Origin of the sequence: Streptomyces fumanus, assembly GCF_014655295.1 — a bacterium.
GTDB classification, from domain to species: domain Bacteria; phylum Actinomycetota; class Actinomycetes; order Streptomycetales; family Streptomycetaceae; genus Streptomyces; species Streptomyces fumanus.
In genome coordinates this window covers 135,668-149,488 of record NZ_BNBI01000015.1, presented here as the reverse complement: position 1 = coordinate 149,488, position 13,821 = coordinate 135,668, and the positions used below count along the sequence as shown (strand labels likewise).

General features: G+C 71.8%; 12 protein-coding genes. 2 read left to right on the top strand and 10 right to left on the bottom strand.

The window, feature by feature from the left end:
- The first annotated feature begins 153 nt into the window (after positions 1–153).
- Positions 154–1,290, top strand: coding sequence for a glycerate kinase (locus IE316_RS29280; protein WP_190207573.1), 1,137 nt, complete (start codon positions 154–156; stop codon positions 1,288–1,290).
- A gap of 287 nt (positions 1,291–1,577) precedes the next feature.
- Here IE316_RS29280 and pssA read toward each other — a convergent pair whose 3' ends face one another.
- The 9 genes from pssA to IE316_RS29235 form a co-directional block, all read right to left on the bottom strand.
- Positions 1,578–2,360 carry a CDP-diacylglycerol--serine O-phosphatidyltransferase gene (gene pssA / locus IE316_RS29275; RefSeq protein ID WP_190207572.1) on the bottom strand — a complete coding sequence of 261 codons (783 nt, stop codon included), beginning with the start codon at positions 2,358–2,360 and terminating at the stop codon, positions 1,578–1,580.
- Positions 2,361–2,424: 64 nt separating this feature from the next.
- Entirely contained in the window at positions 2,425–3,081 is a 657-nt protein-coding gene (locus IE316_RS29270; RefSeq protein ID WP_190207545.1) for a phosphatidylserine decarboxylase, read from the bottom strand.
- A 170-nt stretch (positions 3,082–3,251) separates the two neighbouring features.
- A complete protein-coding gene (locus tag IE316_RS29265) occupies positions 3,252–4,457 on the bottom strand; it encodes an acyl-CoA dehydrogenase family protein (RefSeq protein ID WP_190207544.1) in 1,206 nt (401 codons plus the stop codon).
- A 2-nt stretch (positions 4,458–4,459) separates the two neighbouring features.
- Positions 4,460–4,972 (bottom strand): MaoC family dehydratase, encoded by a 513-nt coding sequence (locus IE316_RS29260; RefSeq protein WP_190207571.1) that lies wholly within the window; start codon positions 4,970–4,972, stop codon positions 4,460–4,462.
- Between the two features lie 5 nt (positions 4,973–4,977).
- Complete coding sequence (locus tag IE316_RS29255; protein WP_229910599.1) at positions 4,978–5,997, bottom strand: HpcH/HpaI aldolase/citrate lyase family protein; 1,020 nt, start codon at positions 5,995–5,997, stop codon at positions 4,978–4,980.
- On the bottom strand, positions 5,994–8,021 hold the full coding sequence (locus IE316_RS29250; protein WP_190207543.1) for an ethylmalonyl-CoA mutase: 2,028 nt from the start codon (positions 8,019–8,021) through the stop codon (positions 5,994–5,996). Before IE316_RS29250 ends, IE316_RS29255 begins: the two co-directional genes overlap by 4 nt.
- Before the next feature lie 10 nt (positions 8,022–8,031).
- The gene (gene ccrA, locus IE316_RS29245; protein WP_190207542.1) at positions 8,032–9,375 is read right to left on the bottom strand and encodes a crotonyl-CoA carboxylase/reductase; all 1,344 of its coding nucleotides are present in this window, start codon (positions 9,373–9,375) and stop codon (positions 8,032–8,034) included.
- A 315-nt stretch (positions 9,376–9,690) separates the two neighbouring features.
- Positions 9,691–10,497: a TetR family transcriptional regulator gene (locus IE316_RS29240; protein WP_190207541.1), complete on the bottom strand. Its 807-nt coding sequence runs from the start codon at positions 10,495–10,497 to the stop codon at positions 9,691–9,693.
- A gap of 139 nt (positions 10,498–10,636) precedes the next feature.
- On the bottom strand, positions 10,637–12,442 hold the full coding sequence (locus IE316_RS29235) for a 3-hydroxyacyl-CoA dehydrogenase family protein (protein WP_190207540.1): 1,806 nt from the start codon (positions 12,440–12,442) through the stop codon (positions 10,637–10,639).
- 381 nt (positions 12,443–12,823) lie between these two features.
- Here IE316_RS29235 and IE316_RS29230 point away from each other — a divergent pair, with 381 nt between their 5' ends.
- Positions 12,824–13,399, top strand: a complete 576-nt coding sequence (locus IE316_RS29230) for an adenylosuccinate lyase (RefSeq protein WP_190207539.1) — start codon at positions 12,824–12,826, stop codon at positions 13,397–13,399.
- Positions 13,400–13,403: 4 nt separating this feature from the next.
- Here the strand turns inward: IE316_RS29230 and IE316_RS29225 are convergent, their stop codons facing one another.
- Complete coding sequence (locus IE316_RS29225) at positions 13,404–13,802, bottom strand: RidA family protein (RefSeq protein ID WP_190207538.1); 399 nt, start codon at positions 13,800–13,802, stop codon at positions 13,404–13,406.
- Positions 13,803–13,821 lie beyond the last annotated feature (19 nt).

Below are 13,821 nucleotides of genomic sequence, written 5' to 3'. Positions count from 1 at the left end.
CACCGCGCGCATTCCGGGTCGTCGGTCCCGTTCCGGCGGGTGGGCGGGGGCATGACGGCCGGGGCGTGCTGCGGTTAAGGTCGCAGCGGCGCGACTGCCTTGACGTGCGCAAGGCTCGGAGAGCAAGGGGAGAGCAAGGTGGCTGACGCTTCAGTGGACGGGGCCCGCCGGGTACTGGTGGCCGCGGACAAGTTCAAGGGCTCGCTGACGGCCGTCGAGGTCGCCGAGCGGGTGACCGCCGGGCTGCGCCGCGTCGCGCCGGACGTGACGGTCGAGGCGCTGCCGGTCGCCGACGGCGGCGACGGCACGGTGGCCGCGGCGGTCGCGGCCGGGTTCGAACGCCGGGAGGTACGGGTCGCCGGGCCGCTCGGCGCGGAGGTGACGGCGGCGTTCGCGCTGCGCGACGGCACGGCGGTGGTGGAGATGGCCGAGGCCAGCGGGTTGCAGCGGCTTCCGGCCGGGGTGCTGGCGCCGCTGACGGCGTCCACGTACGGCTCCGGTGAGCTGCTGCGGGCCGCGCTGGACGCCGGGGCCCGGACCATCGTGTTCGGGGTCGGGGGCAGCGCCACCACCGACGGCGGCGCGGGCATGCTGTCGGCGCTGGGCGCGCGGTTCCTGGACGCGGAGGGGGAGCCGGTGCCGCCGGGCGGCGGCGGGCTCGCCGCGCTGGCCTCGGCGGACCTGTCCGGGCTCGACCCCCGGCTGGCCGGCGTGGAACTCGTCCTCGCCAGTGACGTCGACAACCCGCTGACCGGGCCGAAGGGCGCGCCCGCGGTCTACGGCCCGCAGAAGGGGGCCTCGCCGGACGACGTGGCCGCGCTCGACGCGGCGCTCGGCCGCTTCGTGAAGGTCTTGGAGGGCGCGGTGGGCGCACGGGCCGCCGAGTACGCCGCCGCGCCGGGCGCGGGGGCCGCGGGCGGCATCGGGTACGGGGCGCTGCTGCTGGGGGCGCGGTTCCGGCCGGGGATCGAGGTGATGCTCGACGTGCTGGGCTTCGGGCCGGCGGTGGAGCGGGCCGGGCTGGTCATCACCGGGGAGGGGTCGCTGGACGAGCAGACCCTGCACGGCAAGGCTCCCGCGGGGGTCGCGGCGGCGGCGCGGGCGGCGGGCAAGGAGGTCGTCGCGGTGTGCGGGCGGCTGGCGCTGCCGGCCCAGGAGCTGGGGCGGGCCGGCATCCGCCGCGCCTACCCGCTGACGGACGTCGAGCCGGACGTGGCGGTGTGCATCGCGGAGGCGGGCCCGATCCTGGAGCGCGTGGCCGAGCGCATCGCCCGCGACTTCCTGAACTGAGGCCCCGGGGGCTCCGCCCCCGGCCCCTCGCTTTCCCACCCACCCACCCGACTCGGTAGGCCGAATGGGCACCGCCCGGGTAGCTCTCGGCGAACCGAGTCGGGGAGACAGGCCGTTTCGGTACCTCCCGGCCGACCGAGTCGGGTGGTGGGTGGGCACAGGCCCGGGGGTCCGGGGGCGGAGCCCCCGGCACGCAGCGCCCGGGGCGGAGCCCCCGGCAGGCAGCGCCCGGAAACAGAGAAGCGGGCCCCGAACCGCACCCGGTCCGAGGCCCGCCCAGCGGGGCGTCACGGCAACTGCGCCGCCCGCGCCTCCCGCCGGTTGTCACGGAAGTTGTTCACCCGGCGCGCCGTGGCGAACAGCGGAATCACCGCCCCCATGACCAACTGCAGCGCACACCCCGTCTGCAGCAGCAACTGCCCGCTCGGCGCGTCGAACGCCCACGCCGCCAGCAGCCCCATCGACAGCACGATCCACGACAGCATCGCCACCGCGAGCCGCCCCCGCGGCTTGGGGTACTCCACCCGGCTCACCATCAGCCAGGCCGTCCCGACGATCGCCAGCACCGTCGCCACGAACGGCAGCTCAAGCAGCACGATCGACACGACCGTCAGTGCCCCGAACGGCGACGGCATCCCCTGGAACGTGCCGTCCTTCACCGTCACGCAGGAGAATCTGGCCAGCCGCAGCACGACCGCCAGCAGCACCACGATCGCCCCGACCGCCGCCAGCCGCTGGTGCGCGTCGTCAGCGACCATGCCGTACACCAGGACGAAGTACGCCGGCGCCAGCCCGAAACTGATCAGGTCGGAGAGGTTGTCCAGCTCCGCGCCCATCGGCGAGGACCGCAGCTTGCGCGCGACGAGCCCGTCGAACAGGTCGAAGACGGCCGCGCACAGCATCAGGATCACGGCGGTCGCGGCGCTGTGCCGCGCCATGCCGCTCTCCTGGCTGCCCTGCAGGTGCGGGATGAGGATGCCGGTGGTGGTGAAGTACACCGCCATGAACCCGCACGTGGCGTTGCCGAGGGTCAGGGTGTCCGCTATCGACAGGCGGAGCGAGAGCGGCATCTCCTCCTGCTCGAATTCGTCGACCTCGTCGGCCTCCGGGACCCAGCCCGCCTTGGTGTCCGGATCAATCACGGTCAATGCGAGTCACCCCTGCCACGGTCTTCTGACCGACCTCGACCGCGACCTCCACGCCCTCCGGCAGGTAGAGGTCGACGCGCGAGCCGAAGCGGATGAGACCGATCCGCTCACCCTGCTCGACCTTGGTGCCCCGCGGCACGTACGGGACGATGCGACGGGCCACCGCGCCGGCGATCTGGATCATCTCGATGTCGCCGAGTTCGGTGTCGAAGTGCCAGACGACCCGCTCGTTGTTCTCGCTCTCCTTGTTGAAGGCGGGAACGAAACCGCCGGGCACGTGCTCGACGGAGGTGACCGTGCCGGACAGCGGCGCGCGGTTCACGTGGACGTTGAGCGGGCTCATGAAGATGGCGACGCGCGTGCGGCCGTCCTTCCACGGCATGATGCTCTGCACCACGCCGTCGGCGGGCGAGACGACCCGGCCCTGGGCGATCTCGCGCTCGGGGTCGCGGAAGAACCACAGCATCCCCGCCGCCAGCGCGGTGGCGGGGACGGCGACGGCCTTGGCGGCTCCCGAGCGGCGGGCGCGGACCAGGCTGACGGCCGCGGTGGCGACGGTCGGGAGGAGCCACGGCGATGCTCCGCGCGCGAGGCGTACGCCGGCCAGGCTGTCGCGAGGTGCAGAGGTTTGGCTGTGGGGCATGGATGACCTTCGTAGCGGATGAGGCCGCGCTCTGACGGGGGACGGCGGCTTTTCGGCGATCGTAGCGGCTCGGGGCCGCAACTGGGTAAGCCAGGAAGCCGAGTCGGCGGCCGAAGAGCCCCTACGGGGTGTGATCTTCTTCTCCAAGAAAACACCCCGTATCCGGACATTCAGCCCTGGAATCGATACTCTTCGAGCAGCCTGCGTCCGATGATCATTTTCTGGATCTCGGCGGTCCCTTCACCGATCAGCAGCATCGGCGCCTCCCGGTAGAGGCGCTCGATCTCGTACTCCTTGGAGTAGCCGTAGCCGCCGTGGATGCGGAAGGCGTCCTCCACGACCTCCTTGCAGTACTCGGACGCGAGGTACTTGGCCATCCCCGCTTCCAGGTCGTTTCGTTCACCGGAGTCCTTTTTGCGTGCGGCGTTCACCATCATCGCATGCGCCGCCTCGACCTTGGTGGCCATCTCGGCCAGCTTGAACTGGACGGCCTGGTGCTGGGCGATCGGCCTGCCGAAAGTGTGACGCTGCTGGGCGTACCGGACGCCCAGCTCGAAGGCACGCTGAGCGACGCCGCAGCCACGCGCCGCGACATTCACCCGTCCCACCTCGACGCCGTCCATCATTTGGTAAAAACCTCGGCCGGTGGTCCCGCCGAGCACCCGATCGGCCGGAATGCGCAGTCCGTCCATGATCAACTCGGTGGTGTCGACGCCCTTGTAGCCCATCTTGTCGATCTTCCCGGGGATGGTCAGACCGGGGCGCACCTCGCCGAACCCGGGCTCCTTCTCCACCAGGAACGTCGTCATCGACCGGTGCGGGGCGGTCCCCTCGGGGTGACCCTCGTCACTGCGCACCAGAACGGCCACCAGGGACGACGTACCGCCGTTGGTGAGCCACATCTTCTGGCCGGTCAGCACGTACTCGTCGCCGTCCCGGACCGCCTTGGAGGTGATCGCCGAGACGTCCGAGCCGAGCGCCGGCTCCGACATGGAGAACGCGCCCCGGACCTCCCCGGCGGCCATCCGGGGCAGGAAGTACTCCTTCTGCTCCGCCGTGCCGTGCTGCTTGAGCAGGTACGCCACGATGAAGTGGGTGTTGATGATGCCGGACACCGACATCCAGCCGCGGGCGATCTCCTCCACGCACAGCGCGTAGGTGAGCAGGGACTCGCCCAGGCCGCCGTACTCCTCGGGGATCATCAGGCCGAACAGGCCGAGTTCCGTCAGGCCGTCCACGATGGCCTGGGGGTACTCGTCGCGGTGCTCCAGTTCGGTGGCGACCGGGAGGATCTCCTTGTCCACGAAGTCGCGGACGGTGGCCAGGATCTCCTGCTGGACGTCGGTCAGACCGGCGGTCTGGGCGAGGCGGGCCATCGCTATTTCCCCTGTTCCTTCAGCTCCGGGCGGCCCGGCTGCTCGCCGCCGCGCTCCTCGGTGTACGTCTGGGTGGGCACCATCACCTTGCGGCGGAAGACGCACACCAGGGTGCCGTCCTGCTTGTAGCCCTTGGTCTCCACGTGCACGATGCCGCGGTCGCCCTTGGACTTCGACGGCCACTTGTCCAGCACGGTCGTCTCGCCGTAGATCGTGTCGCCGTGGAAGGTCGGCGCCACGTGTCGGAGCGACTCGATCTCCAGGTTGGCGATCGCCTTGCCCGAGACGTCCGGCACGGACATGCCGAGCAGCAGGCTGTAGACGTAGTTGCCGACCACCACGTTCTTGCCGAAGTCGGTGGTGCGCTCGGCGTAGTGGGCGTCCAGGTGGAGCGGGTGGTGGTTCATGGTCAGCAGGCAGAAGAGGTGGTCGTCGTACTCGGTGACCGTCTTGCCGGGCCAGTGCTTGTACACCGCCCCGACCTCGAACTCCTCGTAGGTGCGGCCGAACTGCATCGCGCTCACGCCTCCGGGATCTCGAACGTGCTGGTCCGCCGCATGCCGGCGGCCCGGCCCTTGCCCGCGATCACCAGCGCCATCTTCCGGCTGGCCTCGTCGATCATCTCGTCGCCGAGCATCGCCGAGCCCTTCTTGCCGCCCGCCTCGGACGTGTAGTACTCGTACGCGTCCAGGATCAGCTCGGCGTGGTCGTAGTCCTCCTGGGAGGGCGAGAAGATCTCGTTGGACGCCTCGACCTGGCCCGGGTGCAGCACCCACTTGCCGTCGAAGCCCAGGGCGGCGGCGCGCCGGGCGACCTCGCGGTAGCCGTCGACGTTGCGGATCTGGAGGTAGGGGCCGTCGATCGCCTGGAGGTCGTGGGCGCGGGCGGCCATCAAGATCTTCATGAGGATGTAGTGATAGGCGTCCGCCGGGTAGCCGGGCGGCTGCTCGCCCACGACGAGCGACTTCATGTTGATCGACGCCATGAAGTCGGCCGGTCCGAAGATGATCGTCTCAATACGTTGACTGGCGGCCGCGATCGCATTGACGTTGTTGAGGCCCTGGGCGTTCTCGATCTGCGCCTCGATGCCGATGCGGCCCACCTCGAAGCCCATCGTCTTCTCGATCTGCGTCAGCAGCAGGTCGAGGGCGACGATCTGCTGGGCGTCCTGCACCTTCGGCAGCATGATGCAGTCCAGGTTCTGCCCCGCGCCCTCGACGACCGTCACGACATCGCGGTACGTCCACTCGGTCGTCCAGTCGTTGACGCGGACCACCCTCGTCTTGCCCGTCCAGTCGCCCTCGTTGAGGAACTTGACGATGGTGTGCCGCGCCTCGGGCTTGGCGAGCGGCGCGCACGCGTCCTCCAGGTCGAGGAAGACCTGGTCGGCCGGGAGGCCCTGGGCCTTCTCCAGGAACCGCGGGTTCGAGCCCGGCACGGCCAGACAGGAACGCCGGGGACGAAGGCGGGAGGTGCCGTCCCGAAGGGACGCCGTTTGAGGGTGGTGGTGGGAGACGGGAGGGCGGTTGACGGTAGTCATGCGGGGACCTCCAGGGGGTCGAGCTGGTTCGCGTACCGGATCTCGGCCACGATCCGGCCGATGATGCCGGTGATGTCGAAGTCCTTCGGGGTGAAGACCGCGGCCACTCCGGCGGCCCGCAGCGCTTCGGCGTCACTGCTGGGGATGATGCCACCGGCGATCACCGGTATCTCTGTGGCACCGGCCACACGCAGCCTCTGGAGCACGTCGGGGACGAGCCGCGCGTGCGAGCCGGACAGCACCGACAGGCCGACCGCGTGCACGTCCTCGGCCAGGGCCGCGTCCACGATCTGCTCCGGGGTCAGCCGGATGCCCTGGTAGACCACCTCGAAGCCGGCGTCCCGGGCCCGCACCGCGATCTGCTCGGCGCCGTTGGAGTGCCCGTCCAGGCCGGGCTTGCCGACCAGGAAGCGCAGCTTGCCCACGCCCAGGTCGCGGGCGGTCAGCTCCACCGCCCGGCGCACCCGGGCCAGCGCGCTGCCCTCCGCGGCGGTGACCGCCACCGGTGCCGAGGACACGCCCGTCGGGGCGCGGAACTCGCCGAACACCTCGCGCAGGGCGCCGGCCCACTCGCCGGTGGTGACCCCGCAGCGCGCGCACTCCAGGGTCGCCTCCATGAGGTTGTCGGTGCCGCGGGCCGCCTCCTTCAGCCGTTCCAGCGCCGAGGAGCACCGGGGGTGGTTGAACGGCGGCTGCCAGCGGGTCTCCCGCCACTCCCGCAGCGCGGCCACGACCCGCTCCTCGACCGCCGGGTCCACCGTCTGTATCGCGGTGTCCAGGTCGGCGGTGAGCGGGTTGGGCTCGGTGGTCTCGAAGGCGTTGACGCCGACGATCTTCTCCTCGCCGGACTCGATCCGGGCCCGCCGCTCGGCGTGCGCGGCGACCAACTGCGACTTGAGGTAGCCCGACTCCACGGCGGCCAGCACGCCGCCCATCTCCTCGATCCGGCGCATCTCGCCGAGCGCGTCGGCGACCAGTTCCTCGACCTTGGTCTCGATCACCTTCGAGCCCTCGAAGATGTCGTCGTACTCCAGCAGGTCGCTCTCGTAGGCCAGCACCTGCTGGATGCGCAGCGACCACTGCTGGTCCCAGGGGCGGGGCAGGCCCAGCGCCTCGTTCCAGGCGGGCAGTTGCACGGCACGCGCGCGTGCGTCCTTGGAGAGGGTGACGCCCAGCATCTCCAGCACGATCCGCTGGACGTTGTTCTCCGGCTGCGCCTCGGTCAGACCGAGGGAGTTGACCTGGACGCCGTAGCGGAAGCGGCGGTGCTTGGGGTTCTCGATGCCGTACCGCTCCCGGGTGACGTCGTCCCAGATGCGGCCGAAGGCGCGCATCTTGCACATCTCCTCGACGAAGCGGACCCCCGCGTTGACGAAGAAGGAGATCCGGCCGACCACGTCCCCCATGCGTTCCCGCGGCACCTGGCCGCTGTCGCGCACGGCGTCCAGCACGGCGATCGCGGTGGACATCGCGTACGCGATCTCCTGGACCGGGGTGGCGCCCGCCTCCTGCAGGTGGTAGCTGCAGATGTTGATCGGGTTCCACTTCGGCAGGTGGGAGACCGTGTACGCGATCATGTCCGTGGTCAGCCGGAGGGAGGGGCCCGGCGGGAAGACGTGCGTCCCCCGGGACAGGTACTCCTTGACGATGTCGTTCTGGGTGGTGCCCTGCAGCCGGCTGATGTCGGCGCCCTGCTCCTCGGCGACCACCTGGTAGAGCGCCAGCAGCCACATGGCGGTGGCGTTGATGGTCATCGAGGTGTTGGTCCGCTCCAGGGGGATGTCCTGGAACAGCTTGCGCATGTCACCGAGGTGGGCGATCGGCACCCCCACCCGGCCGACCTCGCCGCGGGCGAGGACGTGGTCGGCGTCGTACCCGGTCTGCGTCGGCAGGTCGAACGCCACCGACAGCCCCGTCTGTCCCTTGGCGAGATTGCGCCGGTACAGCGCGTTGGACGCCTCGGCCGTGGAGTGGCCGGCGTAGGTCCGCATGAGCCACGGCCGGTCCTTCTGACGCTCGCTCATCTGCGTGACCTCAGACGTTCCGGAAGCGGTTGATGGCGTCGATGTGCCGGGCGCGCAGCTCCTCGTCGCGCACGCCCAGGCCCTCCTCGGGGGCCAGGCAGAGCACCCCGACCTTGCCCTGGTGGAGGTTGCGGTGCACGTCGTACGCGGCCTGGCCGGTGTCCGGAAGGGCGTACACCTTCGACAGGGTCGGGTGGATCTTGCCCTTGGCGATGAGCCGGTTGGCCTCCCACGCCTCGCGGTAGTTGGCGAAGTGCGAGCCGATGATCCGCTTCAGCGACATCCACAGGTAGCGGTTGTCGTACTCGTGCATATAGCCCGAAGTGGAGGCGCAGGTGGTGATGGTGCCGCCCTTGCGGGTGACGAAGACGGAGGCGCCGAAGGTCTCCCGGCCGGGGTGCTCGAAGACGATGTCGATGTCCTCGCCGCCGGTCAGTTCCCGGATGCGCTTGCCGAAGCGCTTCCACTCCTTGGGGTCCTGGGTCCGCTCGTCCTTCCAGAACCGGTAGCCCTCGGCGGTGCGGTCGATGATCGCCTCTGCGCCCATCGACCGGCAGATCTCCGCCTTCTGCGGCGAGGAGACGACGCAGACCGGGTTGGCGCCGCCGGCCAGCGCGAACTGGGTGGCGTAGGAGCCGAGGCCGCCGCTCGCGCCCCAGATGAGCACGTTGTCGCCCTGCTTCATGCCGGCGCCGTTGCGGGAGACCAACTGGCGGTACGCGGTGGAGTTGACCAGACCGGGAGCGGCGGCCTCCTCCCAGCTCAGATGGGCCGGCTTGGGCATGAGCTGGTTGGACTTCACCAGGGCGATCTCGGCGAGCCCGCCGAAGTTGGTCTCGAAGCCCCAGATGCGCTGCTCGGGGTCGAGCATGGTGTCGTTGTGCCCGTCGGAGGACTCCAGCTCCACGGAGAGGCAGTGCGCGACCACCTCGTCGCCCGGCTGCCAGGCGTTCACCCCGGGGCCGGTGCGCAGCACCACGCCCGCGAGGTCGGAGCCGATGATGTGGTACGGCAGGTCGTGCCGCTTGGCCAGCTCGCTGGTCCGGCCGTAGCGCTCCAGGAACCCGAAGGTGGACAGCGGCTCGAAGATCGAGGTCCACACCGAGTTGTAGTTGACGGAGGAGGCCATCACGGCCACCAGGGCCTCGCCCGGACCCAGTTCGGGCACCGGCACCTCGTCCAGGTGGATCGACTTGCGGGGGTCCTTGTCGCGGGTCTGCAGGCCCGCGAACATCTCCGTCTCGTCCTTGTGCACGGTGATCGCGCGGTACGACTCGGGCAGCGGCAGGGCGGCGAAGTCGGCCGGCGTGGAATCGGGCGACTGGATCGCGTCCAGGATGTCCTTCACGGTCACGGTGTTGCCTCCGGCGGTGAGCGCCCTGAGGGAGGGGCGCTGAGGGGACGTCGGTGGTGTTGCTGAAGGTGCCTGTGACGCAGGCGTCCGGGAACGCGGGCGGGGCTCGCGGGGACAGCCCGGACTCCCTCAACGTATGGCACCCCGTGTCACCCCGCAAGGCACTCGGTGCCAGAAATTGCTCTCAGATGAAATCTTTACGTAACAGATGAGCGATGATCGATCGAATACGGGGGAGAGGGCGGGCGAAACCGGACCCGGACACGCGAAACGGCCACCCGGTTGGGGTGGCCGTCGTCACAGGGGGAGGGGAGGTCAGCGCTCCTTCAACGCCTGCTCGATGGCGCGCATCACCTCGTCCAGCGGGGCGTCGGTGCGGGCCACGGTGACCAGCACCTCGCCCTCGGAGGCGACCGCGGCCGGCCGGGGGGCGGCACCGCCGCGCCCGGCGCCGATGCCGGTGCCGAAGGTCCGGCGGACGATGGCGAAGGCGTGGTCGAGCTGGGCCTCGACATCGCCCTGGCCGTCCGCGCGCAGCCAGCGCCGCAGGACGTGGTTGTGCGCGGTGACCACGGCCGAGGCGGCGACCTCGGCCAGCAGCGGGTCGTCGTTGGCGTCGTCGTCGTGGGCGTGCTCGTCGAAGTGGCCGAGGAGGTAGCGGGTGAACAGCCGCTCGTAGCGGGCGACCGACGCGATCTCCGCCTCCCGCAGGGTGGGCACCTCGCGGGTCAGCTTGTACCGGGCCACCGAGATGTCCGGGTGGGCCGCGTACATCTTCATGACTTCCTTGATGCCGCGGCACACCGTGTCGAGCGGGTGCTCGTGCGCGGGGGCGGCGTTCAGCACCGCCTCGGCGCGGACCAGGGTGTCGTCGTGGTCGGGGAAGATCGCCTCTTCCTTGGAGCGGAAGTGCCGGAAGAAGGTGCGCCGGGCCACCCCGGCCGCGGCGGCGATCTCGTCGACGGTGGTCGCCTCGTACCCCTTGGTCGCGAACAGCTCCATCGCGGCGGCCGCCAGTTCCCGGCGCATTTTCAGCCGCTGGGCGGCGGCGCGGCCACCGGCGGCGCTCTCCGGCGCGTCGGACGAAGCGGGGGTACGTGCGGACTTGGCGGGCTGGGACATGCCCCGAACGTACTGCATGCGCCCAGCTCGGTGCGCACGACCGGGGTTTCCCCCACCCCCGGGGGGCGGGGGAGGCGCCACCGGGCCGAGCAGTCCGCCCCAGTCGCCGGCGGGCCGGAACCGGTCGCCGGGCCGGGGGTCAGCGGCGGGCATACTCGCGGAAGCCGCGGCCCGTCTTGCGGCCCAGGCAGCCCGCGGCCACCAGGTGCTCCAGCAGCGGCGCGGGGGCCAGCCCCGGGTCGCGGAACTCGCGGTGCAGCACCTTCTCGATGGCCAGCGACACATCCAGGCCGACCACGTCGAGCAGCTCGAACGGGCCCATCGGATAGCCGCCGCCCAGCTTCATCGCCGCGTCGATGTCGTCCAGGGACGCGTAGTGCTCCTGCACCATCTTGACCGCGTTGTTCAGGTACGGGAACAGCAGCGCGTTGACGATGAAGCCGGCCCGGTCGCCGCAGTCCACGGGGTGCTTGCGCAGGTGGCCGCAGACCTCGCGGACGGTGGCGTGCGCCTCGTCGGAGGTCAGCACCGTGCGGACCACCTCGACCAGCTTCATGGCCGGCGCCGGGTTGAAGAAGTGCATGCCGATCACGTCCCGCGGGCGGGAGGTGGCGCGGGCGCAGGCGACGACCGGGAGCGAGGAGGTGGTGGTGGCGAGGACCGCGCCCGGCTTGCAGACCTTGTCCAGGGCGGCGAACAGGTGCCGCTTGACCGCCAGGTCCTCGGCGACCGCCTCCACCGCCAGGTCGACGTCGGCGAAGTCCTCGTACGTCCCGGTCGGCGTGATCCGCTCCAGGGCCCGCGCGGCGGCCTCGGCGGTCAGCCGGCCCTTGTCCACGGAACGCGCCAGGGAGGCGCCGATCCGGGCCCGGGCCGCCTGGGCCTTCTCCTCGCTGCGGGCGGCGAGCACCACCTCGTACCCGGCCTTGGCGAACACCTCGGCGATGCCGGAGGCCATGGTGCCCGAGCCGGCCACGCCGACCGCGCGGACCGGCCGGCCGGGCCCGGCGGTGGCGTCCGCGCGCGGGGTGAGGGCGTCCGGCACCACGGCCGCGCTGCCGGGCTCCTGGTAGGTGTAGAAGCCGCGCCCCGCCTTGCGGCCGGTCAGGCCCGCCTCGCTGAGCTGCCGGAGGATCGGCGCGGGGGCGTGCAGCCGGTCGTGGGAGGCGGCGTACATGGCCTCCAGGACGGTCCGCGCGGTGTCGATGCCGATCAGGTCGAGCAGGGCGAGCGGGCCCATCGGCAGCCCGCAGCCCAGACGCATCGCGGCGTCGATGTCCTCCCGGGAGGCGTACCGCGCCTCGTACATCGCCGCCGCCTGGTTGAGATAGCCGAACAGCAGCCCGTCGGCGACGAAACCGGGCCGGTCGCCGACCGCGACGGGCTCCTTGCCCAGGTCCAGGGCGAGGTCGGTGACGGCCGTGACGGCGGCGGGCGCGGTCAGCACCGAGGAGACCACCTCGACCAGCTTCATCGCCGGGGCCGGGTTGAAGAAGTGCAGGCCCAGCACCCGCTCGGGGTGCGCGGAGTCGGCGGCCAGCCGGGTCACCGACAGCGCGTTGGTGCCGGTCGCCAGGATCGCGGTGGGCCGCACGATCCGGTCCAGTTCCCGGAAGATCTGCCGCTTGACCTCGTACGACTCCGGCGCCACCTCGATCACCAGGTCGGCGTCGGCCGCCGCCCGGGGATCGGTGCCGGTGCGCACCCGGGCGAGGGCCTGGGCGCGCTCCTGCCCGGTCAGCCGGCCGCGCTCGACCGCCCGCGCGGTGGACGCCTCCAGCGCGGCGACCGCGCGGACGGCCTGGGCCTCGCTGATGTCGATGCCGATGACCGTGCGGCCGGCCCGGGCCAGCACCTCGGCGATACCGGTGCCCATGGTGCCGAGGCCGACCACGGCGACGGTGCGGAGCGGGGACAGGGAAGGGTCGGGAAGGGGAGAGGCCATCGCGGGGCTCCTGGGATGAGGGTGACGACGGGAGCCGCACCCCCGGCGCGCGGGGCGGCGGGCCGGGGGTGCGTGCGGAAGGTGCGGAGTGCGGGTGTTGCCGGGCTGCTGGCGCACACGCCCGGTGCCGTGGGGCGGGCGTGCACACGCCCGCGCCGCGGCGGAGACCGACCGGCCCTGTCCCGGAGCCGAGTCGCACTGCGGTACCCGAGGTACCGGATGAAGCCGGCTCCCGCGCCGGCCGCGTCACCAGACCGCCACGGGAGAACACGAGTGGGTCACTCGCTCGTCTGAGCTTAACCGGCGGGTAACGAGCGCGCCAGCCTCCGGTGTTCGTGAGGTACGTCCCACCCGGCCGGTGCCCGTCCTAACCTCGGTGCCATGGACGAAGAGTCGCGCTCGCTCACGGAGCGCTTACGGGCGGAGTCGGGCGCCTCACCGGCGTACGAGCAACTGCTGGCGACCGAGGACCTCGACGACCTGGCCGCCGTGCTCACCGGGCCCGGACAGCCGCTGTGGGCCCGGGAACTGGCCGCGTTCCGGCTGGGCCTGGCGGGGGACCGGCGGGCCTTCGAGGCCCTGGTGCTGTTCCTCAACCACCGCGACCCGCCGCGCTGCGCCGCCGCCGCGTACGCCCTCGCCCGGCTCGGCGACCCCCGCACCGCCCGCGCGGCCGCGGCCCTGGCGACCAACGAACTCCGCGTCGCCTACGCCCTGCACCCGGTCCGCCTGCTGACCGAGCTGCGCGCCCCGGAGTCCGTGCCCGCCCTGATCACCACCCTGCGGCGGCGGCTGCGCCCGCACGACCCCTACCGCCGTGTCGCCCTGGCCTGCGTGGAGGGGCTCGCCGCGCTCGGCGACCCCCGGGCCCGGCCGGTGCTGACCGAGGCCCTGGCCCACCCGGCCGTCGCCGAGGCGGCGGCGCGGGCGCTGAAACGGCTCCCGGAGGGCGGGTGAGCGGTCAGCCGGCGACGACCGCCAGGGCCTCGATCTCCATCAGGAACTCCGGCCGTACCAGGGCCGCGACCTGGACCGCGGAGGCGGCGGGCAGCCGGTCGTCGGCCAGGTGCGCGGCCCGGGCGGCGCGGACGGCCGGCAGGTGCGCCATGTCGGTGACGTAGTAGGTGAGTTTGACGACGTCCGCGAAGGTGGCACCGGCGGCGGCCAGGCAGCGGCGCAGGTTCTCGAAGACCTGACGGGCCTGCGCCTCGGGGTCGCCCTCGCCGACCACGCGGCCGTCCTCGTCCAGCGGAAGCTGGCCGGAGACGGCCACCAGCCGGCCGGTGGCGGTCACGACGTGGCTGTACTGGGCGGCGGGGGCGACCCCGTCGGGGGCGGTGATCCTGGTCGGCTCGGTCATGCGCCCATCATGGAGCATG

Bases quoted from the DNA above. Each gene is read 5' to 3' on its own strand.
- IE316_RS29270 (WP_190207545.1), bottom strand. From the start codon at position 3,081: ATGCCCCACAGCCAAACCTCTGCACCTCGCGACAGCCTGGCCGGCGTA.
- IE316_RS29265 (WP_190207544.1), bottom strand. From the start codon at position 4,457: ATGGCCCGCCTCGCCCAGACCGCCGGTCTGACCGACGTCCAGCAGGAG.
- IE316_RS29240 (WP_190207541.1), bottom strand. From the start codon at position 10,497: ATGTCCCAGCCCGCCAAGTCCGCACGTACCCCCGCTTCGTCCGACGCG.
- pssA (WP_190207572.1), bottom strand. From the start codon at position 2,360: ATGCCGCTCTCGCTCCGCCTGTCGATAGCGGACACCCTGACCCTCGGC.
- IE316_RS29225 (WP_190207538.1), bottom strand. From the start codon at position 13,802: ATGACCGAGCCGACCAGGATCACCGCCCCCGACGGGGTCGCCCCCGCC.
- IE316_RS29230 (WP_190207539.1), top strand. From the start codon at position 12,824: ATGGACGAAGAGTCGCGCTCGCTCACGGAGCGCTTACGGGCGGAGTCG.
- IE316_RS29250 (WP_190207543.1), bottom strand. From the start codon at position 8,021: ATGAGCGAGCGTCAGAAGGACCGGCCGTGGCTCATGCGGACCTACGCC.
- IE316_RS29235 (WP_190207540.1), bottom strand. From the start codon at position 12,442: ATGGCCTCTCCCCTTCCCGACCCTTCCCTGTCCCCGCTCCGCACCGTC.
- IE316_RS29255 (WP_229910599.1), bottom strand. From the start codon at position 5,997: ATGACTACCGTCAACCGCCCTCCCGTCTCCCACCACCACCCTCAAACG.
- IE316_RS29260 (WP_190207571.1), bottom strand. From the start codon at position 4,972: ATGCAGTTCGGCCGCACCTACGAGGAGTTCGAGGTCGGGGCGGTGTAC.